Origin of the sequence: Oscillochloris sp. ZM17-4, from assembly GCF_019599295.1 — a bacterium.
Taxonomy (GTDB): Bacteria; Chloroflexota; Chloroflexia; order Chloroflexales; family Chloroflexaceae; genus Oscillochloris.
Map to the genome: position 1 here is coordinate 5,319 of NZ_JAIEWN010000052.1, position 25,068 is coordinate 30,386.

General features: G+C 63.9%; 22 protein-coding genes. 2 read left to right on the plus strand and 20 right to left on the minus strand.

Going from position 1 to position 25,068, the window contains the following annotated elements; genetic code table 11:
* The first annotated feature begins 35 nt into the window (after positions 1-35).
* A complete protein-coding gene (locus K2Z83_RS24130; protein ID WP_220597731.1) occupies positions 36-650 on the plus strand; it encodes a hypothetical protein in 615 nt (204 codons plus the stop codon).
* A gap of 63 nt (positions 651-713) precedes the next feature.
* Here the strand turns inward: K2Z83_RS24130 and pufM are convergent, their stop codons facing one another.
* The 3 genes from pufM to K2Z83_RS24145 all read right to left on the minus strand — a co-directional run bounded on the left by pufM (position 714) and on the right by K2Z83_RS24145 (position 3,492).
* Complete coding sequence (pufM, locus tag K2Z83_RS24135) at positions 714-1,631, minus strand: photosynthetic reaction center subunit M (protein WP_220597732.1); 918 nt, start codon at positions 1,629-1,631, stop codon at positions 714-716.
* A gap of 17 nt (positions 1,632-1,648) precedes the next feature.
* Positions 1,649-2,584, minus strand: coding sequence for a photosynthetic reaction center subunit L (locus tag K2Z83_RS24140; RefSeq protein ID WP_220597733.1), 936 nt, complete (start codon positions 2,582-2,584; stop codon positions 1,649-1,651).
* A 293-nt stretch (positions 2,585-2,877) separates the two neighbouring features.
* Complete coding sequence (locus K2Z83_RS24145; protein WP_220597734.1) at positions 2,878-3,492, minus strand: molybdenum cofactor guanylyltransferase; 615 nt, start codon at positions 3,490-3,492, stop codon at positions 2,878-2,880.
* Between the two features lie 157 nt (positions 3,493-3,649).
* Here K2Z83_RS24145 and K2Z83_RS24150 point away from each other — a divergent pair, with 157 nt between their 5' ends.
* A complete protein-coding gene (locus K2Z83_RS24150) occupies positions 3,650-4,195 on the plus strand; it encodes a hypothetical protein (protein WP_220597735.1) in 546 nt (181 codons plus the stop codon).
* Between the two features lie 189 nt (positions 4,196-4,384).
* Here the strand turns inward: K2Z83_RS24150 and K2Z83_RS24155 are convergent, their stop codons facing one another.
* From K2Z83_RS24155 to K2Z83_RS24235, 17 genes are all read right to left on the minus strand, one after another.
* Positions 4,385-5,668 (minus strand): glycosyltransferase, encoded by a 1,284-nt coding sequence (locus K2Z83_RS24155; protein ID WP_220597736.1) that lies wholly within the window; start codon positions 5,666-5,668, stop codon positions 4,385-4,387.
* Positions 5,669-5,851: 183 nt separating this feature from the next.
* Entirely contained in the window at positions 5,852-6,550 is a 699-nt protein-coding gene (locus K2Z83_RS24160) for a glycosyltransferase family 2 protein (RefSeq protein ID WP_220597737.1), read from the minus strand.
* Between the two features lie 125 nt (positions 6,551-6,675).
* The gene (locus K2Z83_RS24165; protein WP_220597738.1) at positions 6,676-8,064 is read right to left on the minus strand and encodes a Wzz/FepE/Etk N-terminal domain-containing protein; all 1,389 of its coding nucleotides are present in this window, start codon (positions 8,062-8,064) and stop codon (positions 6,676-6,678) included.
* A 298-nt stretch (positions 8,065-8,362) separates the two neighbouring features.
* Positions 8,363-9,085 (minus strand): hypothetical protein, encoded by a 723-nt coding sequence (locus K2Z83_RS24170; RefSeq protein ID WP_220597739.1) that lies wholly within the window; start codon positions 9,083-9,085, stop codon positions 8,363-8,365.
* Entirely contained in the window at positions 9,082-10,509 is a 1,428-nt protein-coding gene (locus K2Z83_RS24175; protein WP_220597740.1) for a hypothetical protein, read from the minus strand. The genes K2Z83_RS24170 and K2Z83_RS24175 overlap by 4 nt, the downstream gene beginning before the upstream one ends.
* Before the next feature lie 21 nt (positions 10,510-10,530).
* A complete protein-coding gene (locus K2Z83_RS24180) occupies positions 10,531-11,931 on the minus strand; it encodes a sugar transferase (RefSeq protein WP_220597741.1) in 1,401 nt (466 codons plus the stop codon).
* Between the two features lie 303 nt (positions 11,932-12,234).
* Positions 12,235-13,380: a glycosyltransferase gene (locus K2Z83_RS24185; protein ID WP_220597742.1), complete on the minus strand. Its 1,146-nt coding sequence runs from the start codon at positions 13,378-13,380 to the stop codon at positions 12,235-12,237.
* Positions 13,377-14,117, minus strand: coding sequence for a DapH/DapD/GlmU-related protein (locus tag K2Z83_RS24190; protein WP_220597743.1), 741 nt, complete (start codon positions 14,115-14,117; stop codon positions 13,377-13,379). Before K2Z83_RS24190 ends, K2Z83_RS24185 begins: the two co-directional genes overlap by 4 nt.
* An 11-nt stretch (positions 14,118-14,128) precedes the next feature.
* Positions 14,129-14,581 (minus strand): class I SAM-dependent methyltransferase, encoded by a 453-nt coding sequence (locus tag K2Z83_RS24195; protein ID WP_220597744.1) that lies wholly within the window; start codon positions 14,579-14,581, stop codon positions 14,129-14,131.
* A 320-nt stretch (positions 14,582-14,901) separates the two neighbouring features.
* Positions 14,902-16,128 carry a glycosyltransferase gene (locus tag K2Z83_RS24200; RefSeq protein WP_220597745.1) on the minus strand — a complete coding sequence of 409 codons (1,227 nt, stop codon included), beginning with the start codon at positions 16,126-16,128 and terminating at the stop codon, positions 14,902-14,904.
* Entirely contained in the window at positions 16,125-17,654 is a 1,530-nt protein-coding gene (locus K2Z83_RS24205; protein ID WP_220597746.1) for an O-antigen ligase, read from the minus strand. Before K2Z83_RS24205 ends, K2Z83_RS24200 begins: the two co-directional genes overlap by 4 nt.
* 83 nt (positions 17,655-17,737) lie before the next feature.
* Entirely contained in the window at positions 17,738-18,904 is a 1,167-nt protein-coding gene (locus K2Z83_RS24210) for a glycosyltransferase (protein ID WP_220597747.1), read from the minus strand.
* A gap of 13 nt (positions 18,905-18,917) precedes the next feature.
* On the minus strand, positions 18,918-20,384 hold the full coding sequence (locus K2Z83_RS24215; RefSeq protein WP_220597748.1) for an MOP flippase family protein: 1,467 nt from the start codon (positions 20,382-20,384) through the stop codon (positions 18,918-18,920).
* Positions 20,385-20,493: 109 nt separating this feature from the next.
* Positions 20,494-21,213 (minus strand): acyltransferase, encoded by a 720-nt coding sequence (locus K2Z83_RS24220; RefSeq protein ID WP_220597749.1) that lies wholly within the window; start codon positions 21,211-21,213, stop codon positions 20,494-20,496.
* Between the two features lie 56 nt (positions 21,214-21,269).
* A complete protein-coding gene (locus tag K2Z83_RS24225) occupies positions 21,270-22,511 on the minus strand; it encodes a DegT/DnrJ/EryC1/StrS aminotransferase family protein (protein WP_220597750.1) in 1,242 nt (413 codons plus the stop codon).
* Entirely contained in the window at positions 22,511-23,665 is a 1,155-nt protein-coding gene (locus K2Z83_RS24230; protein WP_220597751.1) for a DegT/DnrJ/EryC1/StrS aminotransferase family protein, read from the minus strand. The genes K2Z83_RS24225 and K2Z83_RS24230 overlap by 1 nt, the downstream gene beginning before the upstream one ends.
* Positions 23,666-23,678: 13 nt before the next feature.
* Positions 23,679-24,740 (minus strand): tetratricopeptide repeat protein, encoded by a 1,062-nt coding sequence (locus tag K2Z83_RS24235; RefSeq protein ID WP_220597752.1) that lies wholly within the window; start codon positions 24,738-24,740, stop codon positions 23,679-23,681.
* Positions 24,741-25,068: the final 328 nt, after the last annotated feature.

The window sequence follows — 25,068 nt, forward strand, 5'->3', positions numbered from 1 at the left end:
CAGGAAGGTTCCTTCGCCGAAGATGAGGTGAGATCATGAGCGAGCGAGTAGATGCGAGCGCCCCACGCCAGCGGGTGGGCCGGCGGCTAGGGCTAACGCCCTACTACCGGATCGGCGAGCGCGGGCCAGGCCGTCTAGTGCTCGAGTCGCTGCCGGATGCGAATCGCGGGCCGGGCTACCGGATCGCCGCCGGGGGGGCGGCCCTCATCCTGGCGGCGGCCCTCATTCTGATCAGCGGGCTGATCGCCAACACCCAGGGCGCCGGCTTCGGCGTGGCGGCCCTCGCCGCCATCGTCGCCGGCGTGCTTGGCAGCCTGGGCATGCGGCGGGCCATCGGCGGCTACGCCGCGATCACCACCAGCAACCAGATCATCGCCGACGCCGATGATGCGAGCCTCACCTTCATCCAGGTCAGCCGGGTGGGAAAGCCGCGCCGCCAGATCCTCGCCTTCGATCAGGTGCGCGCCATACGCCTGCGCCGGCGCCCGCTGATGGTCGGCTCCCTGCTGCGCCAAGTGCGCCCGATCGTCGCCCTGGAACTGGTGGTCGGCGCCGACATCTGGGTGGTCGATAGCGCAGAAAACGGCGGCGACCTTCAGGTGGTCGCCGCCGCGCTGCAAGAGCTCATCGCTGAATCACGGAATCGCTGAATAGTTGAGGCACTGAGGAGCGATTTTGCCCTCAGTGCCTCAACTATTCAGCGCCTCAGTGATCTACGGGCCAACGGGCGGTGCCTGCGGGAAGTTGATCCCAGCCTCGACGCCCCACTGGAACCAGTTGTTCACGAAGGCCGGCTGGCTGAGGAAGATGCCAATTGCGCCAGTGACGCCGCAGAGCCAGGCGAACCAGAAGGCCCAGATGTGGATGGTGTAGGCGTTGGCGTTGAAGCCCATGCACCAGCGCCAGAACAGCTGCGCCCGCTCGGTGCCCGTGCCCGGAGCCTGGAGCTCAGCCCACTCCTCGTGGGCGGCGTACTTCTCCAGCGCCCAGATCGTGCCGGCGTGCATCGCCAGGATCACCGTCGAGCCGAGCAGGAAGAAGATCGAGAGCATGTGGAAGGGGTTGTAGTAGAAGTTCCCGTAGCGCACGCTCACGTTGTTCGTCCAGTCCAGCAGCGCCTTGATCCCGTGCGAGGGTGCCTCGGACCAGTCGGCCATCCACATGGGCCGGATGATATAGATCGCCAGGTAGAGGATGATCGCGCCGGAGAAGCCGTAGGCCAGGTAGGGCTTGAGCCCCAGGCTCTGCGCCCGCGTGTAGATGTGCATGAACCAGCACAAGATCGACAGCGTCAGAAAGAAGGTGGCGATCAGCCACCAGCCGCCCTGCTCCAGGGGCGGGAAGCTCAGCCCGTAGCGCGCCGACGGCGGGTCGATCTGGAGCACCACGAAGTACTTCGCGAAGGCGATCGGGTTCCATGCCACCTGCGAGAGCATCACCGTCAGCCAGATGAAGGTGAAGGCCAGGCCGCTGAAGAAGGCGCTGATATTCCAGAAGCCGATGTAGTAGGGGCCGAACTGGCTGTCAAAGCCCAGGTTCTCCAGCACTGGCAGAAAGAGCGCCTTGCCGATTCTGCTATCGCGGCCCGGTCCCAGCTTAAGATCCCCGGAGGGCGGTGTCATCGTTGCCATAGTCGCTCCTCTAATCGCTACACGCCGCTCCAGAATGGCAGGGTGTTCCAGAAGCTCCAGAAGCCTACCCAGTCCTTCACAACCCAGCCCGAGAGTAGAATACATAGGTCGGCCGAGAGGACGCCGCCGCAGGCGACGATGAAGCCCAGGCGGTGGATGCCTGTCTCGCCCACCGAGTAGTACTGCACGTCTCGGAAGAACGTATCCTCAATATCGTTGCCCTCTGGCCCGCGGTACTGCGCCGTGCTCAGGATGAGCGAGCCGTGGGCGGCGAGCAGGAAGGTCGAGGTGAACAGGCCGGTGATGCCGATCGCGTGGAAGGGGTTGTAGAAGAAGTTGTTGTAGCGGTAGCCGAAGTTCGACACCCAGTCCAGGTGCGGCATCACGCCGAGCACGAAGCCCTCGTGCCACTGGCCCATCGCGATCGGGCGGATGATCTGGATCGTCGACCAGGCCGAGAAGACCACCCCGTAGGCCACCGCGATGTGGTAGCCCATGTCCAGCTTCATGCTGATGTCGACCTGACGCATCATCCAGCTGAAGAAGGCCAGCGTGGCGAAGAAGACCGTCATCTGCCACATGAAGCCGGGCTGCCCCGGTGTGACGAGGGCCAGCCCCACGCTCGCCGGCGGCGGGTCGATCCGGCCAGCGAAGAAGTTCTGCGGGATCGAGTACGGCCCGTTGATCACGGTCGTGGTCAGGTAGAAGTAGGAGCCGGCGATGATCGCCAGCACCCCCAGAAATCCCCAGAACCCGACATAGAACGGCCCCACCCAGAAGTCGAACGGGTCGTACTTAAAGAGCGCGCTAAATGTCGTTCGCCCCTTGACCTTGTACTCCGGCTCAAGTTCCTGGATCGTCCGTCCTCCGGGCACCCGTGTCGAGCGTGCCCCGCTCATCACGGTGAAGGAGAGATCCGGAAAGCGCGGATCCTTCGCTGCTTTTCCACTCATTAGCGATTCCCTTTCCAGACGCTCGCGGCTTGGGGGACGAACAGATAGCCTGTTCATCAGGGGGCGCGCAGGTGCGTCCTGCGTTGCCCTGGCGGAGTGCATACTTTCAACATAAATAAAAAACTGAGTGTTGACCCAAAGTATAATACCAGGGTATAGCCTTGTCAAGCGCAGAGCTTACGCGTCTATGTTGCGCTGTGATGCGCAAAAGCCGTGCATCGCCACATAGGACAACCGTATTGTTTGGGGGATTGCTCTTGCATATAGGTAAGGAGCGCGCCAGACAAGTGATCCTAGACGCCCGCGATCAGCCGCCGGGCGAGGGCCAGGTCGTCCGGGGTGTTGATGTTGAGCATCGCGCGCCCGCCCGGGTCGTGGCAGGCGATCATGGCCTGGTCAGGGATCGCCATCTGGAGGCGGGCGAGCAGCGCGGCTACCCCGTAGCTGCCGCACTCCAGGGCGGCGCGCATGGCGGGCAGGCAGCTCGCCCGATACACCGCGTGCAGCGGCTCGCGCCCGCTTCGGCTGGCCGGCCCGACCGCCAGCGGCACCAGGGCATCGCCATCGAACGGAGACTCGGCGAGTGCCCGCAGCAGCCCGGCGTTGAGCAGAGGCATGTCGGAGGCCACCACCAGAGCCGTCGGCAGCGCCGCCGCCGTCAGCCCGCTGTAGATCCCGCCGAGCGCGCCCGCGTCGGGGTAGCGGTCGCCCACCACCCGCGCCGCCAGCCCCGGCCACTCCGCCGGGTCGTTCAGCACCACCAGCAGCTCGGCGCACAGGGGCGCCAGCACCCCCAGCGTGTGCTCCAGCAGCGTCGGCCCCGCATCGCCCCACAGCCGCACGCGCCGCTTGTCAAACCCCAGCCGCCGCGATCGCCCGCCCGCCACGATGATCCCTGTGATCGCCATACGCGCGCCTCTGGCCCTACGACATACGTCGTAGCACAACATACATCGAACGACGGATGTCCGCAAGCGCCTTTGTTCCGACGTTCACATACGCACAACGTGCTACCATATGGCCGAAGGCAGTGGCGCCCATCTGCGGCGCGGCCGAGGAGTTGCAATGCAGCCACATCATACACCCAGACAGCTAGAAAGCCCCCGGCAGCGTAGCCGAGCCTACCGCTATGACTGGCAGGTACAGTCACGCGTCATCGCGCAGCGCCACTTCGACCGCGTCCTGCGCCACGGCTGGGTCGGCCGCCTGATCGACTCGCTCAGGGGCCGCAGCTCCGCCCTGCTCTGCCTGGCCGATATCCAGTCGCCGCCGCCGCCGAGCGCCGAGGAGATCCTTGGCCTCCAGACAGTGCCGATCAGCCAGATCTGTGGCAGCGAGGGCCGCGTCCACGACTTCGACCGGCGCTTCGCCCCGCTCCACGAGCATATTCGTGATCGCTGGGTTACCCTGGCGGCCATGCGCAGCGAGGGCCACCCGCTGACCCCTGTCGAGCTCGTGCAGATTGGCGAGAGCTACTATATTCTTGATGGACACCACCGCATCTCGGTCGCTTGCGCCTTTAACGACGACACGATCGAGGCCCACGTGACGCGCTGGCCGGCGGTCGTGCAGATTGCAGATTGCAGATTGCAGGTTGCAGAGCTCGTCTAGAGTTCATGTGATTGGCCCAGCGGAAACGCGGAAGCGATGCTTCCGCGTTTCCGCTGGGCCACTCTGTTATCGGCAATCGGCAATCCTAGTGCAGGTTCAAGCGACCTTGTTGGGCACGAGGCAGGGCGCTCGCGCGTTGCAGCGCCCAACCCCCGACTCCCAACTCCTAACCCCTGCGCTGAAAGCGCACTACGAGACCTGGGCTAGCGGGCGGCGGGCGGCGCGGGCGGCGGCGTTGGCCATCACTAGATCCTCATAGATCGCGGTGATCCGCCGCGCGACGCTCGGCCAGCCGTACTCTGCGGCCCGGCGCCGCGCCCCGGCCCGCAGCTCCTCAGCGTAGGCGGCGTCGTCCAGGGCGCGGCGGATCAGGCCGGCCAGCGCCGCGTGATCGTCGGGGGGGAAGAGCAGGCCGCCGCGCCCGTCCTCGATCGTCAGGGCCAGGCCGCCGGCGTTCGAGGCGATCACCAGCGCCCCGCAGGCCATCGCCTCCAGGGCGACCATCCCGAAGGACTCGTAGTGCGAGGGCACGGCCACCACATCGGCGGCGGCGAAGTAGTCGGCCAGCTGATCCTGCGGCTTCGCCCCCAGGAAGCTCACCCGGTCGGCCACGCCCAGCTGGTGGCGCAGGGCGTTGAGCCGGCGCTGCTCGCTATTCCACTCGCCCGGATGCGACTCATCATCGCCGCCGATCAGCAGCACGCGCCGGCGGTCGCGCCGCGCGGGCTCCGCCTCAGCCAGCAGCGCCAGGGCGCGGATGAGCGCGTCCATCCCCTTCAGCGGCTCCATCCGGCCCACGCAGATCAGCAGCTCCTCATCCTCGGGCAGGCCCAGGCGGGCGCGGGCGGCAGATCGGCCCTGCACATGAAAGCGGCGCAGATCCACCCCGCACGGCACCACCCGGATGCGCTCAGTGTCGGCGCCATAGTTCCAGACCATCTGCGCCCGGTCGAGGGTCGTCGCCGCCACAATCGTGTCGACCTCCTGCATCAGGCGGCGCTCGATCGCGATCCGCCGCAGGGTCTCGGTCTCCTCTTTGCTGCGGGCGATGCTATTCTTCATCGCGCCGAGGGTGTGGAACATATGCATCACCGGCACCCCCCAGCTGCGGCGCAGGCGCAGGGCCGCCTCCCCCGAGAGCCAGTAGTGGCTATGGATGAGGTCGTAGGAGAGATCCTCGCCCTCGGCGAAGCAGCGCACGCGGCTCACGAACTCCGGCAGGTAGGTGAGCACCCAGTCCTTCTCGTAGGGCGCGGCGGGGCCGGTGTGCAGGTTGATCACGCGCACCCCGCACGACATCGGCTCGACTGTCGGCGCGCGGCGATCCTGGCTGCGTGTAAAGATATCGACCGGGACGCCACGGCTGCCCAGCTCGCGCGCCAGCTCGCGCACATAGACGTTCATCCCACCTGCCTCTTTGCCGCCGAGGCGGGCCAGGGGGCTGCTGTGGACGCTCAGCATTGCGACTCGCAAGTCTCTCTCCTTGTTCGAAGGGCACAGGGTACAGGGCACAGGGTACAGGCAGGCGCACGTCATCTGCGACGTGCCCTGTGTCCTGTACCCTGTACCCTTGCCTGTATTGTTGTACCACAACTTGCCCGCGCCGTCTACGACGCGTGGCCGTGCGGCACAGCGCTGTCGCCCCATGCCCCCGATTTATGGCCAGAGGCGGTATTTCACCAGGGCGAAGATGGCGTAGAAGCCCTGGCTCGGCTTCATCTTCTTGCCCTCCTCGTAGGTCCGACCGAGGTAGCTCACCGGCACCTCGTAGATCCGGTGTCCGCGGCGCAGCACCTTGGCCGTTATCTCCGGCTCAAGGCGAAAGTCGCTGCTCTCGAGGTCTAGGCTGCGGATGATCTCGGTGCGCATGGCCTTGTAGCAGGTCTCCATATCCGAGATCCAGCAGTTGAAGAGGAAGTTGGTCAGAAAGGTCAGCGCCTTGTTGCCGATCGCATTCCAGAAGTACATGCCCGTGTGGCTGCCCATAAAGCGGCTGCCATAGACCACATCGACGCGCCCATCGATGATGGGCTGCACGAGGCCGTAGTAGTCGCCTGGGTCATACTCCAGGTCCGCGTCCTGAATGATCGTGATCTGGCCACGGGCGTGGGCGATCCCGCTCCGCACCGCCGCGCCCTTGCCGCTATTTACGGGGTGGCTGATCACCTTCAGGCGCGGGTTATCCGCCGCCGCCGCCTGGAGGATCGCGAGGGTGTCGTCCGAGGAGTGATCATCGACGGCGATGATCTCTTTGTCGATGTTGACCGACCAGACCTTCGCCAGGATGTCGGGGAGCGTGGCGGCCTCGTTATAGCACGGCATGATCACTGAGAGGATCGGGCGGTCCGTTATCATATATCTAGGTATCTGCTATGGCGGCCATCGGCGAGCGTACGACCGACGTATTCAGATGGGCTGTGCGAGGCTACAGGGGCGCATCGCGATGCGCCCCCACCCATCAAAGGAACATGGACAGACGACTAGTCGCCGGTCATCGGGCGATCAGCGGGTCTATCGCTGCGGGGCGCTGGCTGCGCTGGCGCCGGCTGCGTGAGGCGGCGCACGGCGGGCAGGAGCACATCGAGGAGCAGGGCCAGCATGACGCCGAGCACCAGGCCAACCACCCCCGCCGCGATGCCGCTGAGCGCCGCCCGCGCCACCACTGATGGCTTTGGGTCGAGGGATGTGCTCACGAAGCGCACCTCGATCTGCGGCGAGCTGCGCGCAATCTCCTGCTCGTCACGCTTGCGCTGGAGCAGTATCAGGGTGTCGCGGGCTAGATCGCGCTGCTGGGTCAGGATATCCTGCTGGGCGCGGAGCTGCTCGTAGCTGCGGTTGAGCGTGGCGAGCTGGTTGATGTAGCGATTTCGGGTGGCAGAGTCCATCCCCATCGCGGTATCTTTGTCGTCGGCGATCGCGCTGGCGATCTCGTCGGCCTGAGCGCGCAGCTCATCGCGGCGCTGTGAGATGACCCTGATCAGCCGATCCAGATTCGCGAGCGCGCTGCCGGACGCCGCATCGACCGAGCCGATGTCGCTGGCGCTCAGCTGAAAGGTCGTCGCCGCTCCACCAACGGCCCGCGCCTGGAGCAGCAGGGCGGCGAAGCTATCGGAGAAGCTGCTCGCGCCCGAGGCGTTGGCCTGATCGCGCAGCGTCTGCGCGTCCTCAAGAATCAGGTCGAGCTGGTGGGTGCGCGAGAGATAGTCTGTGTACAGCAGCTGCTGCGCCTCGCGCGATCCGCCCAGCAGGCCGTTCAGCTGCGCGATCTGGCTCTGCATCTGGATGATCTCCCCGCTGCCCAGGAAGGTCTCCAGCGACTGCTGGGCGCCGTCGTAGCGCTGCTGGGCCGCCGTGAGCTCTGAGGCCAGGAGATCAGAGCGAAACTGGCTGCGGGTGTAGACATCGGCCACGAGCCTCTCATAGGCCTGGCCCCATGCGTCAGCGATCTTCACCGCCCGCGCAGGGTCGGGGTCGCTCACCGTGATCTTGAGCAGGTCGCTCGACGATGACACCTGAACCTGATCGATCAGAGCCTGTATCGGATCAGCTTCACTGCCCCCGGGCGCAGCGCCGACTGCCTCAAAGACCTTCTCGGCAACAGCGTGGCTAGTGGCGAGGCCGATCAGGGCCTGGCGCTGGGCCGCCGGCGTCGTGGCCTGGCTTCCGCTCGTCGTCTGGAAACGCGGGTCAAGGGTAACCTGGGATGACACCGGGACGATCATGATATCGGCGCTGGCGCTGCGGCGCTGCTGTGCGGCGACTGGAATCACAATGCCTATGATCATGAGACCGATCACACAGCTAAGGATGAGGCGCCAGCGCTTGAGGAGCACAAGCATATATGGCCGTAGGTCGATCTCTTGATCCATAGGAGCTCTCTTCACCGTCGTGGCAGGTATGGGCAATGCCGCCGGATTGTAGCAGACGGCCTGTTCTGCGTCAACCTTCTACGGATCGCCGGCAGGGCATGAGCAACGTCAGCGGGCGAGTAAACTCACGCCCGCAGGGCCTGCTGCCGACCGCCCACCTTCGTGGGCGGATCCGGCGTCGGCGTAGGCCGACACCCGGCGCGCAGCGCCCCGTTGGCGCGACTTCCAGTCGCCAGCCGGGGGGGCCAGGGGCGTTGCTCATGCCCTGGGGGTCGCCGGCGCGGGTCGGGTCGCGCCATCACGGGCCGCCGGGGTCTGCTGTCTGTGCCCGACGCAGGGCGAGAGCACCTTCGACGATCAGAAGCATGTAGAGGTAGGCCAGCAGAACGTAGAAGGCTGGCTGCCCGAGGAGCCCTGGCTTGCCCGCAGCCATCGCTGAGATCGGCCAGATCCTATCGGCCCAGCGGATCTGGTAGAGCGTGGTGATCGCAAGATCCACATCGGGCTGCTGGGTCCCGTCGATGCTCATGCCGCCCTGGGCTCCAGAGTTTTTGCGTAAGGTGATCTTCGGGCCAGTGTTCGGGGAGATCGCGGGGATATCGAGGCTGAGCCGAAGGGTGCCGGTGATCAGATACGGGTCGCGTGATGCGATCAGCGGCGGGAAGCGGATGCTGACCACCCCATCCTCGGCGCTGCCCACCACGATGGTGGCGCTTACCAGATCGATCGGCGGCCCATCGGCGTAGCGCAGGTGTACCGGAATGCTGATCGCGGCATCGCCCGAGTCGCCCGGCCTGATCCGCACGCCCAGCCCCACCAGGCCTGGCCGTGTGGTGGTGAAGGTCTGCTCGATTGAGCGAATTCCGCCCAGCGTGATCTCGAGATCGTTGAGGGATGGGTCCGCCTGCTCCTGCTCGAGCGTTGTGATCTGGCTGAGGGCGATCAGCAGCAGCGCCCCGAGCAGGGCCAGCGCCCAGCGGATGTATGTGCGCGTGGCATGTGCTGCGGAGACGTCTGTCATAGGGTGAAGCGATAGTAGTAGTTGGACAAGGCGACGCCCCAGGAGATGAGATCGAGGCCGAGCCAGATCCCCAGCAGGAGGAAGGGCCCGGCTGGCTTCCATCTGGCGGGCAGCAGCCCCTGCCAGCCGAGGGCGATCAGCCAGATCATCGGCAGCATCATGGTGAAGATATAGCGCCCCGTCGGGATGTACGGGCTAGTGCCGTTTGTCGGCAGCGGGTGTAGCCGCCCGACCATGCTCAGCGCTCCCAGCGTGATCGCGATCAGAAAGAGCCAGATGCAGCGCTCCTGCCAGAGCGGCAGCTGGCTGCGGCCGCGCCAGCCCTGGATGATCAGCCCGACCCCGCAGAGGGCACAGATCACCGCCATCGACACCTCGGCCCACGTGCCGATCATGACGTGGCCCCAGCCGAAGCGCACCCAGAAGCTGGTAAACCCGACGACGAGCAGGCGCTCGTAGATATCTCCCGCCTGCGCGGTACTTGTCGCCGAGCGCACCCATGCGTCCAGATTCAGGCGCAGGTAGCTCACGTCGAACTGCTTGAGCCAGGGGCGTATCGTGAGCAGCGTGGTGCCATCGTCGGCGCGGCCGAGCTCCAGGCCGGACATGGCCAGGGCCAGGGCCACCCCCAGCATGGCACCGGCGACCACCCAGGGGCGCATGGGTGTGCGCAGCCATGCCCAGAGCAGCGCCAGCAGATAGATCACGATCAGGATCACGGCGGTGCGCTTGGTGCCGAGGGCCGTGCCGAGGGCAAGGCTCGCCAGGACGAGCGGTGCCGGGCGCAGCCCGTCGCGGATGAGCAGGGCGCAGCCGAGCAGCAGGGCGACCGCGCAGAAGTTCACCAGCACGTCGTTGTTCACCGCCGTCATCAGGTCGGCGAAGGTGGGCGTGAGCAGCAGCAGCAGCGGCACCGCCAGCTGCATAGTCGGCTCATCGGGGACGACCACGCTGGCCACGCGCCATGCGGCCACGATCGTGAGCGCGTAGAGGCACAGGCTGAGCCCGCGTGCGGCGTAGAGCTGCTGCTCAATGGCCAGGCCGGAGCTGAGGCGCAGCGGCAGGGCGGCGAGGATATAGTAGAGCGGGGGGTGGACGCGCTGGTTCTCGCCGAGGGTTGGGCCTTCGGGCTTCATCAGATCCGGTATCTGGCCGGGGTCGTAGAAGCGAAAGCGGTACATCGAGTCGGCCACCTCGCGGCGCAGCGCTGGATCAGAGTCGCTGCGGCTCGGCAGATGGCTGAGGTTCGCGATCAGCCAGGCGTACTCAAACTGGGTCGGCTCGTCGTAGTGCTGCCATGGCGGCACGATCGTCAGGTAGAGCAGGCCGTGGAGCAGGGCGAGGGGTATCAGCCAGCGCAGCGGGTGATAGACGGCGCGATCCTGGCCAGTGATCGCGGGGGCTGGCGCTGTTGTAGTGCTCAACTTAACACGCAACACGCAACATTAGTACGCCCCGTGCCCCTGGAAGACCACAGCGACCGTCTTCAGCAGGATGCGCAGGTCGAGCCAGAAGGAGTAGTTCTGGATGTAGTAGAGGTCGTCCTCAGTGTGCAGGTGCATCGGCTTATCGCTGCGCCCGTTGACCTGCCACCAGCCGGTGATGCCCGGGGGCACGCGGAAGCGCTGCCACTGCCAGGGCGCGTACTCGGCGGCGATGTAGGGCATCTCGGGGCGCGGACCGACCAGGCTCATCTGGCCAAGCAGCACGTTGATCAGCTGGGGCAGTTCGTCGAGGCTGGTGCGGCGCAGCTTGCGGCCAACCCGCGTCACCCGCGGGTCGTCGCTGCTCTTGTGGACAATGTTGCCGTCCTCATCGCGGCGGGCCACCTCGTGCCAGCGCCGCTCGGCGTCCTGGTACATGCTGCGGAACTTGACCATCTTGAAGTGGCGACCCTGCTCGCCGATCCGCTCCTGCATAAAGAAGATCGGCCCCGGCGACTCGAGCTTGATCAGCAGGGCGATCAGCAGCATCGCCGGCGAGAGGATGATCAGCAGCAGCAGGCTGGCCCCCATGTCGAAGATCCGCTTGAGCACGCGCTGCGGCTCGGTCAGCGCCGACTCGCGCAGCGAGATCAGCGGGATGCCGCCGACCGTCTCCACCGGGGTGCGGGCGAAGGTTAGGTCGAGCACGCCCGGCATCATATGCACCATCACCGGCTGGTTGAGCAGGTCCAGCGAGAGCTGGACGATCCGGTTGTGCTGGCTGGTGGGCAGGGCGAAGATCACCTCGTCGATCGCGTTCTGGGTGACGATCTGGGTCGTGTCGACGATCCTGCCGAGGCGCGGCACCGCCGATGGCGCGTCATAGTCATCGCTGGCGTAGCCGGCGACCACCACGCCCGTCCAGGGTCGGCGGGCGAACTCCTCGGCCATGCGCTCGGCGGCGGCCGGCTCGCCGATCACCAGGGCCCGGCGCTGCCAGCTGGTGCGGAAGCGGAAGCGCACATAGGAGCGCATGATCAGGTGGAAGACCAGCAGCGCGCCGAGGTCGAAGGCGACGAAGGTGAGGAACTGGAGACGCGAGACATCACGGAAGGAGAGGTAGAGCAGCCCGGCGAAGCTGGCCGATGCCAGGGCCACTGAGGCCAGGAGGCGGCCGATCGCCTCGACCAGGCCGCGGGTGAAGAGGGCGCGCTGCGGGGTGAGCAGAAACATCACCACAAGCCAGATCAGGGCGACGGCAACGTAGAGCTGCCAGGGAAGAACGGCTTTGGCAGGGCTGACCTCAAGCCCCCACTCGATATGCGGGCGAAGTCTCGTTGTGGCGTAGAGCGCGAGGAGCGTTAGGAATGTGTCCCAAAGCAGGACGCTCCCAGTCAGCCGTGTCCGCAGACGTTCAAGCATAGTAGAACCTTGCGCTACACTCCAGGGTGTCCCCGCGCGCGGCGAATGTGGCCGCATTATCTCCATGGATGTGCTGGAATGATCGTCTGAAGCGGGCGTAGTGTACCACTGCTTTCCTGATACAGCAAATCTAGATCTTCACCCGCTTGTCAGAGTAATGAATGGTAGATCGTCTTCCATATGGTGATCAGTGCGTTATGCACAATGCCGTGCCGGATATCTGTGGCGCATGATTGTGATGCAGGCATGGCAGCCCCTCGCGGGCGCGGGCGAAACGCACCAGCGTGGGAAGGGGCAGAAAATCTAACGTGTCGTACGCGTATTGCACAAGTGACGAGGGAGCGGCCGGTTGAGCGTCTGGTAAAACAACACCTCATAGGCGTCGGTCACCGTCTCCCAGGTATAGACCGTACTGGCGCGTGTCGTCGCCCGTTGGCGATAGGCGGCGATCGTTGCCGGGTCGCTCAGCAGGCGGGCGAGGAGCGGGCGCAGGCTGGCCGCGCCCTGGCGGCCGGCGTAGCTAAAGCCGGCATCGCCAATTGTCTCCAAGTTCTCGGGGGTATCGTTAGCGATCACACAGGCCCCGTGGGCCATGGCCTCGATCAGCGCTGGGTGGGTGCCACCCACCCCAGAGGTCTCCACAAAGATGCTGGCGTTCGAGCCAAGCTCGTGGTACCCATTGCCGAAGACATAGCCGGTCAGCACCACACGTGGGTCGCGCGCGGCAATATCGCGCAGGCGCGCCTTATATTCCTCAGCATAGGGCGCATCGCCGACGATGACGCACTTCATATCGGTGTCGAGGCCCTGGAAAGCCTCGACGAGGTGGTGCGCGCAATTCTCGGGCACCATCCGCCCCACAAAGAGGATGTACTTCCCTGGCTCAAGCCCGAACTGGGCCAGCGTCTCGCCGGGGGGGAGCCGCTCCACATCAGAGCCGTAGGGGATGTAGGGCGGCTCGCTGCCGAAGCGGTCGCGGTAGAAGCCCTGCACCACGGTCGAGTCGGTCAGGTAGACATTTGGCATCCAGGTGGCCAGCCACTCGGCGATCTGAATGTAGGCCTTGGCGAAGGCCGGCCACTTCTCGCGCTTCCAGTCGAGCCCATCGACATTTAGGATCGTCTTTGTACCGACAAGGCGTGGGATCCAGGTGACCGGGCTGTTGCCGGCGATGAAGTAGAGCGCGATATCGTAGCGCTGCGGCAGAGCATACGCCGAGGAGATGAAGGAGTGGGCCAGGGTGTCGAAGTACTTGTTCGTGATCGTCGGCAGCTTGATCAGGCGCATGCCCTTGTAGGTCGGCTCGGCGTAGGTGATGTGATGGCTGCGGCAGTACACATCTACCGTGTGACCACGCTCAACAAGGCGCTGCCCCAGCTGCTCAACACAGGTCTCGAAGCCGCTGTAGCTGGCCGGGATCCCGCGCGTGCCCATCAGTGCGATTTTCACGAATCCTGCTCCTGGGTCGTATCTTCAGTCGGCCGCCGGCTGCGGATCACCCGCGCCGGCACGCCGGCCACCACGCTATCGTCCGCTATATCGCGGGTCACCACGCTGCCCGCGGCGATCACACAGCCCCGGCCGACCCGCACGCCGTCGAGGATGATCGCGCCTGTGCCGACCCAGCAGTCATCGCCGATCGTCACGCCGGCCCGGCTCTCGCCCTGGAGCCGGATCGGCCTGGTCACGTCATCATAGCGATGGTTCTCGGAGTGGATGCTCACCCGAGGCCCCATGATCACATGCTGCCCGATCCGGATGCCGCCCTGCCCCCCCAGGAAGGAGAAGGAGCCGACGGCGGAGTTGTCGCCGATGGACACGCCGGTGCCAAGGTTCTGGATCACGCCGGTACACTGGATGATGCTGCCTCGGGCGACCGTGACGTTGTTGCCCAGGCGCACCCCCTCGCGCGAGAGGGCGTCGATCAGCACCTGCTCCTCGATGATGCAGCTGCGCCCGATGCTGATCAGCTGCGGGTGGCGCAGGCGCACACGCGGCCCCAGGAAGAGCGGGCCGCCCCCGCCGATCCATGGCCGGCGCAGGGCGCCGCGGGCCAGGGCCGCCAGGCGGTATGACAGCACCTGGAGGAAGCTGCGCCCGCTCAGCGCAGGGTCGATCCGGTAGCCCCGGTCGCCCTTCAGCGTCTGGATGGTGCGCTCGGCCAGGCTGTGCAGGTAGTCGGGCATATACCTCTTTGCTACTGACGCCTACAATAATAGATCTCTCCGCTTTCCGGTGAGAGGCCAGCGCGAACGATCTCTTCGGGAGAACTCAGGTTCGCAGGCGTGATGACATCGACGATAAAGCCGACCTCACGCAGGCGATCAACATAATCCGGGCCATACCGGCGCACATGATCATCCTGCCCAAACAGGCGCAGCCGCTCGGCAGGGTCAGTAATAGTGGGGTCTTCGATCGTTTGCCCGACAGTAATTGGCACAAGAAGGATCGCCCATCCCTCGCGCTTTAGGATACGATACAGCTCACGCATCGCTTTGCGATCATCGGGGACATGCTCTAACACATGGCTACAGTAGATAATATCAATGCTCTGATCGGACTGGGGCAGCCTGGTAATATCGAGCCGCACATCGACATGGGGGTCAAAGAGGTCGGCCGTAATATACCCTGGGCCGATAGCTGCGCGCATCTGCGACTCCAGACAGGACTCCGGCGCAAAGTGGAGCATGGTGCGAGATCGACCATTGAAGAAATCGGTAGATCGTCGCAGAAACAGCCACAAGAGCCGATGTCGCTCGACCGAGCCGCAGTAGACGCACATGGCATTTTTGCGCCGGGGCACGCCAACTGACCGAAATCCCCGGGACTGGCGCTCGCAGACCGGGCAGAGGTGGCTCCTGCCTCGATAGAGCACCTTATAGGCATTATCACGAATCCCCCGGAGCAATACGTAGAGCCTCGTCGGCAACACGGCTTTCATATGCTGACCTCGGTATGTAGTTTCAACCTTCAGATTGCACGACCCTGTGGAAGCTGGCGTATGGCCGCAGCCATGATAGTGTCGGCCTTGTAGGCCCAGGTGCTCTGCTCGGGCACCGGCCAGCGCACGATCTGCTCGCCGGCCCGCAGGCGGGACACAAACTCACCGACGGCGGCGGTGAACTCGGCCGGATTCTTTGCCACACGGACCTGGGGGTAGGCGGCGAAGTCCTGGGCCTTACCGATCTGGGTGCTCACCACGAGCTTACCCATCGCCAGGTACTCATAGAGCTTGATCGGATCGACGCCGTGCTGGCGGGCCGTATGGTATGGGATCAGGCAGATATCGAAGGCGGACAGGTAGCCAGGCAGCTGATCATAGGGCTTGTCGCCCAGGTAGTGGGCGTTCGGCTCGCTCCAGACGCGCGCCATCCAGGCTGGGTTCAGCTGCTGGCCGATGAACACCATGTGGACATCGGGCAGCGCGCGCAGTGTGGCGACGAGCGCCTCGACGTCGATCATCTCCTGCATCTTCCCGGCGTAGCCGATGATCGGCCCGGGGATGCCGGCCATATCCGCAGGGCGGGGGCGCGGGATCGTGGGGTCAAATACCTCTAGGTCAACGCCATTTGGGATGCAGAGCGCGTCGGGGCGGCGCTCGGCAAACCAGCCGGCCGTCTCCGGCGAGTTGGCGTAGAGCAGGTCGGCGTGCTGCATCCAGTAGTCATACTCCTCGGCTAGGCCGGGCACATCTCTGTAGAGAGCGTGCTTGAGCAGGTTGTCCTGGGCATCGGCGATCAGGATGGGCGGCCGCAGCGCGCGGGCGAGGGGCGTGAAGAGCGGCGCGGAGAGGAACATCGCATAGTCGTCGCTCAGGCCCATGTCGCGCATCGCGGCGCGCACGGCGGCGGCCACATGTGGCCTCGCGAAGATATAGCGCGTCCAGGCGCGGCGCATGGCGAGCGGGCGCAGCACCTCCGGCACGACGATGTCGAGCGTGTAGGTTTTCGGGCCGACCTGCGAGAGGTAGGCGCCGCCGCGCCGGCGCAGCAGGCGTCCGCGGCGCACGCGCCAGCCGTGCCGGTAGATCGCGATCTCAGAGAGCGAGATCGGTCGGTTGACCACCAGCATCCGCCCGACATTGGGGTGCCGACCGATCTGCTGCATCAGATGCGCGTCGCGCGTGCGGAAGCCCTCGCGCTCACACTTCCGCCAGTCGTGGAAGGGGACGAAGAGAAGGTCAAGCGGGGTGCTCATGGTGTTGGCCCAGGGATGATCATAGAGGGAGGGAGGCTCGCCGGGGCGGCTGCCAGCTGCGTGGCCTGGCCCCATGGTCGGGTCATCAGGCCCAGCAGGAGCCAGAAGTAGTAGTTCGCCGGGTAGGCGTCGAGCACTGGAGTCACTAGGCCGCTCACCAGGAAGGCGCATGCGACAGCGATCGCCCACTGGGTTGTCTGCAAGCGGCCCGGCGACGTGCGAGCATAGTATCTCAGGCTAGAGAGCCCGCGCCGCAAGCAGAGCCCGATGATGGCAAGGAATATGAGCAGCCCGAAGGCCCCGAGCTCGATCTGTACCTTTAGGAAAAGGTTGTGGCTGGCGACGAAAAACGAGGTGGCCCCCTCATAATAGACTGACAACCCCTCGCCAGCGCTGCTGGTGCCATAGCCGATCAGGGGATGTTGCACCAGGGCTGGCAGCAGCTCGTCCCGCCAGATCTGCAGCCGGTAGATAAAGGTTGGCGCATTCAAGGGGTCGAGGACAGCGCCCAGGGCATCGGTGAGCACGGGGATGCGACCGCTCAGGGCGACCGCCAGCAGCGCCACGACAGCGACCGACGCGATCGCGGTGCCGACCATCAGCCGGCGCAGCTTCTGGCGCAGGTTCGGCGAGAGGGCGATCTGGAACAAAATGATGACGCCGACCCCGACGGCCATACCGACCCAGTTGCCCTTGGTGCGGGTCAGGAATAGGGTGATCATCTGCACGCCCAGGGCCATGCCGAGCGCCCAGAAGCGGATCGACCAGAGGCGGGTGGTGAGCATCATCCGAAATGTGATCAGCCCGGCGACAACCAGATACAGGCCCAGGTGAAATGGGCCGGGGAGCGTCGCAAAAGGGCGCAGCCGACCGCCCATCAGGTAGGTCACCTCGCTGGCGGTCGATAGATCGATCAGCCGATAGTCCAGGCTTGACGGCATCAGAAACTGCTTGATCCCATAGGCGGCGATCGGCACCGAGAGGATGATCAGCAGCCACTCAAAGCGCCGGGCCATCGTGTCGGTAAAGGTATAGCGGCCCGCATAGAGCGCGATGCTCATATAGGCGAACTTGCGAAACCCCTCGACCCCGGCCTGGAGTGAGGGCACATTCGGGTTGAACATCTGAAAAAATGCCAGCCCCAGGAAAAGCACGTGAAGCAGATCAACCCAGCCGACGCGCTGCCGCCCGCGTGTGATCTGGCCCGCCATATAGATCGCGAGCGCCGCCAGAATGCCGAGGTCGAAGGTGAGCGGTGCAAACCGGCTCCCGCTGATCGCCTTGAAGATCCCGGTCAGCGGCACCAGGATGAGCATGAGTAGCAGGGCGTTGGCCCGAAACTGCCGCAGAAACACCAGGCTGGCGAGGGGGGCGCCGAGCAGAAGCACGGCGGACAGGAGGATGTAGCGCTCGGGGAGCAGCTGCACCGCTACCACCGCCCCAACGCATGCCAGGATCGCGCCACCGATCAGGAGGCGCTCGTGTGGTAGCAGGTTCGGGGATGTCTCTTGTGGTACTGTCCGCATACGTCTTACGTCCCAGCGCAGGGCGATTATGCCAAATGACGCCTTGCACTATCCCAAATGGTAAAGCTGCGACGAACCTTGTCTTACGTGATGAGGCTATGATAGCGCGCGCCGAGGGCCGCACCCTGCTTCTGCGCATCAAAGTTCGTCTCGATATGCTGCCGCCCGGCCCAGCCCATCGCCTCCCAGCGCTCGGGGTGATCTGCCATCCATGCGAGGTGATCCGCGAGCGCTGGAGCGTCGCGCTCCTCGGCCAGCAGGCCATTGGCCCCGTGGATAACAACCCCTGGGATGTCGCAGTGGCGGGTGCTGATGATCGGCATGCCCGAGGCGGCCATATCGATCAGGCTCACCGGCGCGCCGCCCTCGCTATCGCCGTCGCCCGCAGTGACGCTCGGCGAGAGAAAGATGTGGTGCGCGTAGGCCTGGGCGAGTAGCTCGGCGTAGGGCCGGTAGCCGAGCATACGGGTCGCCGGCTCTAGATTATACCGTCGAATGACATCCAGGATGGCACGCTTCTCGGCCTGCTCCCTGGGCGTGCCCGAGGAGTCGCCGATCACCGTGACCTCAACCGGGACGCCGCGCGCGGCCAGCATGCCGATCGCCTCCAGGGCGTAGGGGATGCCCTTCTTCTCGCGGAAGCTGCCGGCGATCAGCACGCGCAGCGGCTCTCCTGCCTGGCGCCGACGCGGCGCAAAGGCGATCTCGCCAACCTCAACGCCGAGGCGCTGGACGCGCACCTTCTCGGGCGGGCAGCCGAGATCAGCCAGCCGTGCGGCCATAAACTCGCCCTCGCAGAGGAACAGGTCGGCCCGGCGGAAGAGCTCGCGGTAGCGGCGACGCCAGTAGGGCCGCGAGCGCGGCAGCATGCTGATATCGTAGCCATAAAAGGTGACGACGTGGGGCAGGCGGTAGCGGCGCGCCAGGGGCAGATCGAACCACGCCCGGTCGCCAAAGTGCGAATGGAGCAGAGCAGGGCGCTCGGTATCAAGCAGTGTTCGATAGTTCGCCGGCACAAAGCGTACCCCGAGGCGGCGCTGGAGCGACACCAGGCGCGGCGGCATCGGGCGGCGCGGCGTATAGAGTCGCTCCATCGGGAACTGCTCGGGGTGATCGAGTCTATCAACAAGCACCAGCGGCGAGGTGTCTGGCGTGTTTCGGATCTGCGTGTAGACCCAGATCATCGTTGTCGACAGCCAGATCGGGAGCGAGTGGACAATGCGTGGTGACGCTGATGGCAGGCGGCTCATCGCTCCACCCCACCTAATACTTCTGCTGGTGGCGAGCGATCCATAACGGTATTCCTGTGATCTCTAAAATGTTGCGCAGCTGTTCCCGGTTGATCAGGAAGTTCACCAATAGATAGACCAATGCGCCAGTCGGCACGGTGATCAGCAAGACCCACAGGCTGTTGGCATGGGATAGGAGCGTGACCCTCAACCCGATGATGGCGATGAGCATCAGGGCACCACTTACAAAGGGTTGCCACAGTGCTGGGATCAGGTGGCTTATCGGAAGACCGATAAGTTTAAAGGGTATGGCAAAGTTCGGGTAGGCCAGAATGATGGTGATGATCGCATATGCCGAGGCAACCCCAACAATCCCCCACCGCAAGCCTATAACAATAGAGAGAATGGCAAGCGATGTAGATACGACCCCCCAGCGGAACAGCCATTCGGTACGGCCCATAGATTGGTAGATCGTGCCGACGGTCGTTATAATAGACTGGATCATCCCAACCGGCGCGAGAATGATCAGCACGTCAGCCACCGGCATCCATTGGTCTCCAAGAACAAACACGACGAAAGAGTCGGCGACACCCATTAGGCCAAACATTAAAGGGCATGTGATCAGTGCGATCAAGCCAACCGCTTTGAGATAGACCCGGCGAAACCTCGCCGGGTCATCTTGCATCAGGGCAAATGACGGAAACATAACACGCCCGATGACTTGGGAGATATTCTGTAGGGGGTAGAGCATGATACGGTAGGCGAGCGTGTAGTACCCGAGCGGCTGAGACCCGAGATAGCGCCCGACGAGAAGGTTGTCGACATTGCGCGAAAAATAGTTCAGGATATTAAAGCCTGCCAGATTCAAACTGTAGCGAAGGGCAGATGTCGCCTCAGACCATTGGAAGGAAACCATCGGTCGCCAGGTCGAAAATACCCAGAGCAGAACAGCGGTTACCGTCGTGAGTGCCAGGGTCTGATAGACTAAACTCCATGCCCCTGCGCCCCCCAGGGCTGAACCAATGCCGATGGCGGCCCCCGCGAGCGAAGCTGCGATCTCTACTTTGGCCAGGGTGCGAAACGCAAGCTGGCGCTCAAGCAGTGCTTTTTGGACGATCGCTGTCTCAGATATCAGAAAGGTTATAGCGAAAAAGCGGAGCATTGGCAGGACGCGCGGCTCCTGGTAGAACATAACGATCAGCGGCGCAGCCATATAAAGGGCACACCCTGCAAAAAACCCGAAAAGAAGGTTCATCCAAAAGATGCCACTTAAGAAATCTTCCGATATCTTCTGTCTCTGGATGATGGCGGCAGCAGTGCCAAGATCCGTGAAGAGCATGACAAAGCCTGTGACGACGGTCGCCATGCCTACCAGGCCAAAATCTGACGGCAGAAGGAGGCGCGCAAGGATGATCATGGTAAGGAGCTGTAGTATCTGTCGCCCAACCTGTGAGACGGCAGACCACTTGACCCCTGAGATAGCTGCTCGTTTGATCTCCATAGCGTTATGTGGTTGGCTCGGCACGCCTATGCGCTCGCCGAATCGCCTGTTGCATCCATAATATTGATGTCAGATGCCGCCCGACCGATGATAGCTGTGGCGTAGGATCTTACTCAGGGTCGCGGTATCTGTTTTTGACACGCCTTGCCGGGGTGCCGCTGAGTAAGGAGTTCTCCTTGAAAGAGGAGGTCACAACACTACTCATCGTAACAAAGGAGTCTTTGCCGATAGACACGCCCGGAAGAACGACCACATTGAGCGCCACTCCTACATTGGCACCAAGAAAGATCGCCCCCTCGATCATATACTGTTTTGAATGATCGATGAGCGGGTTAAATTGTACTGAGCGGTCTGACGGGTCATCGTCGGAGCGAAAATGATGGGAGAAGGAGTAGGCCTTAAAGCCGGATGAGAGGCCGCAATCATCTGAGATGTAGACGCCCCCGATACCAGAGATGATCGACTGCGGTGCAATATGCACTCGCTTGCCAATATAAACCTGGCCCTTCTCAAGAGGAAAGTCTGCGTTTGGGAGCAAGCGCCTTTGCCTTTTGCTCCTATCGGGGCCACCCATAATGATGACGCCTCTATCTATCCATGCGTTGTCATCAATTGAGATAGACTGGGGATTCTGAAAATAGACCCCCTCTTCGATCCTGACGCCTTTGCCCAGGAATTTGAGCTGCGGCTTCCACACCCAGTACCGTAATATAGGGCCAATCGGCCCCGGGAAATGGTTGACCAGCATATGGAGTATATTGGCAGGCAGGGCTGCCAGTATCCGCACCCCTTTGTAGAGGCGTCTTAATCGCTGCTGAAGTGAGCGCATCGTGTGCTCCTGGTATCTTGTGCAACGCGGGTGCCCCAGGGATTCCCGGAGCGGCTCTATGCTAGGCAAGGCAGGTTAATGCAGCGCGCCACGGCCTCGTCGGCCTGCGGGCAGCCGGCCACGACGCCGGGCGCGGGGTGGCGGTGGGAGACGAACCAGACCCCGGGCTTGACGCCGAGGCTGCGCATGGCCCAGCGCAGATCCTGCTTCTGCTCGGGGCGAACCAGCACCGGGTAGCGCAGGTACACGGGCCGAGATCCCGGCAGGACAAGGGGCTTTGCCAGGCCCTGCGCATCGCACCAGGCATCCCAGCGCGCCGCCGTCGCGCGCCGCCGGCTGTTGTATGCGTCTACCTTGGCCAGCTGGCTCATCCCGAGGGCGGCGATCGGAGCCGCCATCCGCCGGCCATAGTACGGCGGGCGACGCCCATCTATCTCCCCGTCTGTCGTTGAGATCAGCTCCGTATGCCCGTACCGCAGGTACCACAGATCGCCAAGCCACCAGCGTGACGGGTGCTTAAAGCGGTAGTAGTTCAGCGCCACCTGGTGCAACTGTCGGTCGATCCATGTGTCATCGGGCAGGGGCGCGGCGTCTCGGATATCCGCCAGACGCGCCGCGAGATCGGCGCGGTTGGTCGTGGCGATACCGCCCTGGATCGTGGTGAGCACTTTTGACTGTTCGAGAGAGTAGAAGGCGATATCGCCATAGTTGCCGACGTTCACCCCGCGATACGCCGCGCCCGTGGCGTGCGCGCAGTCCTCAATCACCGGCAGGCCATGCCGCCGGGCGACATCGAGAATAGCCTCATAATCGCGGCAGACCAGGCCGAACAGGTGCTGGAGCAGGATCGCCTTTGTGCGCGGGGTGATGCGCCGTTCGAGCGATGTGACATCCAGCCCGTAGGTCTCGTGCTCGATATCTGCGTAGATGGGCGTGAGGCCGGCGTAGCTCAGGGCATTGGGCACGACCACACAGGTGTAGCCGGGGATGGCGACCTCATCACCAGGCCGGAGATCCAGCGCGGTCAGGCAGGCGCTCAGCGCCTCGCGTCCACTCATAAAGGCATACGCGGCGGCCGAGCCGTTCCACTGCGCGAAGGCTGCCTCGAAGCGCGCGACTGGCTCGCAGGCGTCCCAATCGGTGCGATGGCGCAGCCAGCGCCTGGCGACCGCCAGATCATCGGCGTCGAGGGTCATTGATGTGAGGGATGGAGCCTGGAGGGGCAGCCGATTCGCCAGATACCAGAGGTTGCGCACCTGACCTCGACCGACTGCACGTATCACGCGGGCAATGCTCATCACCCGATCACATCCCGCACGCTGGCGATCACAAACGCCACATCGTCATCGCTGAGCTTGGGCGAGAGCGGCAGGCTGACCGTCTGGCGACCGATCCGCATGGCGTGGGGGTAGTCCTCAGGCTGCCAGCCGTAGGCCTGCTGGTAGTAGGGGTGCTCGGGGACGCTCATGTAGTGGACGCCGACGCCGACCCGGTGGGCCGTCATCGCGTTGAGGAAGGCGTCGCGGCTGATCCCGGCGCGGTCCTCATCGACCAGCACCGTGTAGAGGTGGTAGGCGTGGCGCGTGTTGGCCTCGGGGGGGGGCGGCAGGGTCAGCGGCAGGTCGGCGAAGGCATCGTTATAGCGCCGCCAGATCTCGCCGCGGCGCAGCCAGCTCTGCTCAACTCGATCAAGCTGGTGGATGCCGATGGCGGCCTGGAGATCCATCATGTTGTACTTGAAGCCGCACTCGACCACCTGGTAGTGCTTGTAGCCCTCGTCGCTGAAGCGCTTCCAGGCATCCCGCGACATCCCGTGCAGGGCGAGCATCTTGATCCGGGCGATATCCTCCTCGCGGCGGGCGATCACCATGCCGCCCTCGCCGGTGGAGACATTCTTGGTGGCGTAGAAGCTGAAGCAGCTAAAGTCGCCGAAGGTGCCGGCCTGCTCGCCGTGGTACTGAGTCTCGATCGCGTGGGCGCAGTCCTCGATGATCCGCAGGTCGTGGCGCTCGGCGATCTCGCGCAGGGCGTCCATGTCGCAGGGCCGGCCGGCGAAGTGGACGGGCAGGATCGCCCGGGTGCGCGGGGTGATCGCCGCCTCCACCCGGGCCGGGTCAATATTCATCGTCTCGGGGTCGACATCAGCCATCACTGGGCGCAGGTCGGCGTGGATGATCGCGTTGACCGAGGCACAGAAGGTGAGCGGGGTGGTGATCACCTCATCGCCAGGGCTAAACCCAGCGGCAAGCATGCTGAGGTGGAGGGCCGCCGTGCAGGAGTTCACCGCGGCCACATGCTCCACGCCCTTATAGGCGGCGAAGTCGCGCTCGAAGCGGGCCACCTTAGGGCCGGTGCCAAGCCAGCCGCTCTTCATACTTGCGACGACCTCGGCGATCTCCGCGTCTTCGATCTGCGGGGCACCAAAGATCAAGAATGGCCGTTCGCCGCTCATATCGTTCTCCAGGCTAGTGCTTTATGGGGTTCAGTGTTATCGACTGCACAAATACGTCGCCGACATCGGCGAGGTAGCGTAGGCGCAACAGGTGAGTGCCCGGCTGAAGGCTCACAGACATCTCGTAGTTCTGCCAGGCGGTGCCGAGGGTGATCGTCTCGATATCTGCCGAGTCGATCTGCACCGCGAGCTGTCCGCCGGGCGCGGGGAGGTGGTGGGCGCGCACGACGAGGCTGTACTCGCCCGCCTGATCGACCTGGAGGAAGGTTCCCGCCTGCCCTGCCCACCAGAAGACGCCCTGCTTCAGGTTCCCGCTTGGAAAGGCGTTGAGTGGCTTGCCGTAGATTGGGTTGCCCTCTGGCTGCTCCGGCATCCAGATCAACTCGCCGCCATCGAGCGTGAGGCCGACATCAACGGGATGCGTCAGCGCCTCCATATGGCTCAGCAGTTCTGCTGGCAGGGAGGCTTTGGCTAGCGCCGCCGCTATTGTCACCTCGACCTGAAGGCTCAGATCATTGGCGGACAGCCCAGCTCGCAGTGCGCGCTGATACCATGCCATCGCCTCATCATACGAGCCAACGGCGGCGTAGGATCGACCGAGTTGCAAGAGGCGATCAGCCCTTAGCCCCTGCGATGTCCAGATCGCATCCGCAGCATCTGTATCGCCTACGACCTCATAGGCTTCGGCAAGAGCTTGCTGGGTTACTAAGTCTTGCGGCTGGAGACGGAAGGCCTCCTGAAGTACAGACAGAGCCTCTTTATTGTGGCCTGCTGTCAGGTAGGCATCGGCGAGGCGTCTGAGGATCGTTAGGTCATCGGGATGATATCGGCGTGATTGCTCAAATATAACGATTGCGTGATCAGCCTGCGCGGAGTAGCCCGATGATGCAGCTTGGATCGATGCCTCAGCCTCGCTGATCCGCAGCTGCCCGACACTCACAAAATACGTCAGAGCAAATGCGAGGACAAGGAATGTCCCAAGACTTACCTGTGTCGATATCCGAGACCAGTGAGGCGTTTCAATAGTTGTCCTGGAATCTACAACAGTTTTTTTGGTAGCGTGCAGTATATCCATAGACCCACAGCGGCATTTCGGATACAGGACATGGCCCGACAATACCATAAATTTTTCTAGCTGCGTGCAAACCCATTATAACACACCGATCAGGCCGTACGATGGGTGGTACGATCCTTCCCCAGTAAGGGGTTTAGGGGCGGACAGAACGTTCGGGCGGCGAGACAATTCATGGTGTGGCGTATGTTCGCGCACCCCCAAGCCCGCCCGGCAGATCGGCGAAGGCACCACAGCCATCCTCCGTGAAAAACCGCAACCACCCTGTAGGGGAGATTGTTTGAGCGAAGGGCGCTCATGGAGCATTTGACGACAGCATCCTCAAGCCGCG

Excerpts from the sequence above, each read along its gene's own strand:
- K2Z83_RS24215 (WP_220597748.1), bottom strand. The coding sequence starts at position 20,384 with ATGGAGATCAAACGAGCAGCTATCTCAGGGGTCAAGTGGTCTGCCGTC.
- K2Z83_RS24230 (WP_220597751.1), bottom strand. The coding sequence starts at position 23,665 with ATGAGCGGCGAACGGCCATTCTTGATCTTTGGTGCCCCGCAGATCGAA.
- K2Z83_RS24225 (WP_220597750.1), bottom strand. The coding sequence starts at position 22,511 with ATGAGCATTGCCCGCGTGATACGTGCAGTCGGTCGAGGTCAGGTGCGC.
- K2Z83_RS24200 (WP_220597745.1), bottom strand. The coding sequence starts at position 16,128 with ATGAGCACCCCGCTTGACCTTCTCTTCGTCCCCTTCCACGACTGGCGG.
- K2Z83_RS24210 (WP_220597747.1), bottom strand. The coding sequence starts at position 18,904 with ATGAGCCGCCTGCCATCAGCGTCACCACGCATTGTCCACTCGCTCCCG.
- K2Z83_RS24160 (WP_220597737.1), bottom strand. The coding sequence starts at position 6,550 with ATGATAACGGACCGCCCGATCCTCTCAGTGATCATGCCGTGCTATAAC.
- K2Z83_RS24130 (WP_220597731.1), top strand. The coding sequence starts at position 36 with ATGAGCGAGCGAGTAGATGCGAGCGCCCCACGCCAGCGGGTGGGCCGG.
- K2Z83_RS24140 (WP_220597733.1), bottom strand. The coding sequence starts at position 2,584 with ATGAGTGGAAAAGCAGCGAAGGATCCGCGCTTTCCGGATCTCTCCTTC.
- K2Z83_RS24220 (WP_220597749.1), bottom strand. The coding sequence starts at position 21,213 with ATGCGCTCACTTCAGCAGCGATTAAGACGCCTCTACAAAGGGGTGCGG.
- K2Z83_RS24195 (WP_220597744.1), bottom strand. The coding sequence starts at position 14,581 with ATGCGCGCAGCTATCGGCCCAGGGTATATTACGGCCGACCTCTTTGAC.
- K2Z83_RS24190 (WP_220597743.1), bottom strand. The coding sequence starts at position 14,117 with ATGCCCGACTACCTGCACAGCCTGGCCGAGCGCACCATCCAGACGCTG.
- K2Z83_RS24205 (WP_220597746.1), bottom strand. The coding sequence starts at position 17,654 with ATGCGGACAGTACCACAAGAGACATCCCCGAACCTGCTACCACACGAG.
- K2Z83_RS24150 (WP_220597735.1), top strand. The coding sequence starts at position 3,650 with ATGCAGCCACATCATACACCCAGACAGCTAGAAAGCCCCCGGCAGCGT.
- K2Z83_RS24170 (WP_220597739.1), bottom strand. The coding sequence starts at position 9,085 with ATGACAGACGTCTCCGCAGCACATGCCACGCGCACATACATCCGCTGG.
- pufM (WP_220597732.1), bottom strand. The coding sequence starts at position 1,631 with ATGGCAACGATGACACCGCCCTCCGGGGATCTTAAGCTGGGACCGGGC.
- K2Z83_RS24235 (WP_220597752.1), bottom strand. The coding sequence starts at position 24,740 with ATGGATATACTGCACGCTACCAAAAAAACTGTTGTAGATTCCAGGACA.
- K2Z83_RS24180 (WP_220597741.1), bottom strand. The coding sequence starts at position 11,931 with ATGCTTGAACGTCTGCGGACACGGCTGACTGGGAGCGTCCTGCTTTGG.
- K2Z83_RS24145 (WP_220597734.1), bottom strand. The coding sequence starts at position 3,492 with ATGGCGATCACAGGGATCATCGTGGCGGGCGGGCGATCGCGGCGGCTG.
- K2Z83_RS24165 (WP_220597738.1), bottom strand. The coding sequence starts at position 8,064 with ATGGATCAAGAGATCGACCTACGGCCATATATGCTTGTGCTCCTCAAG.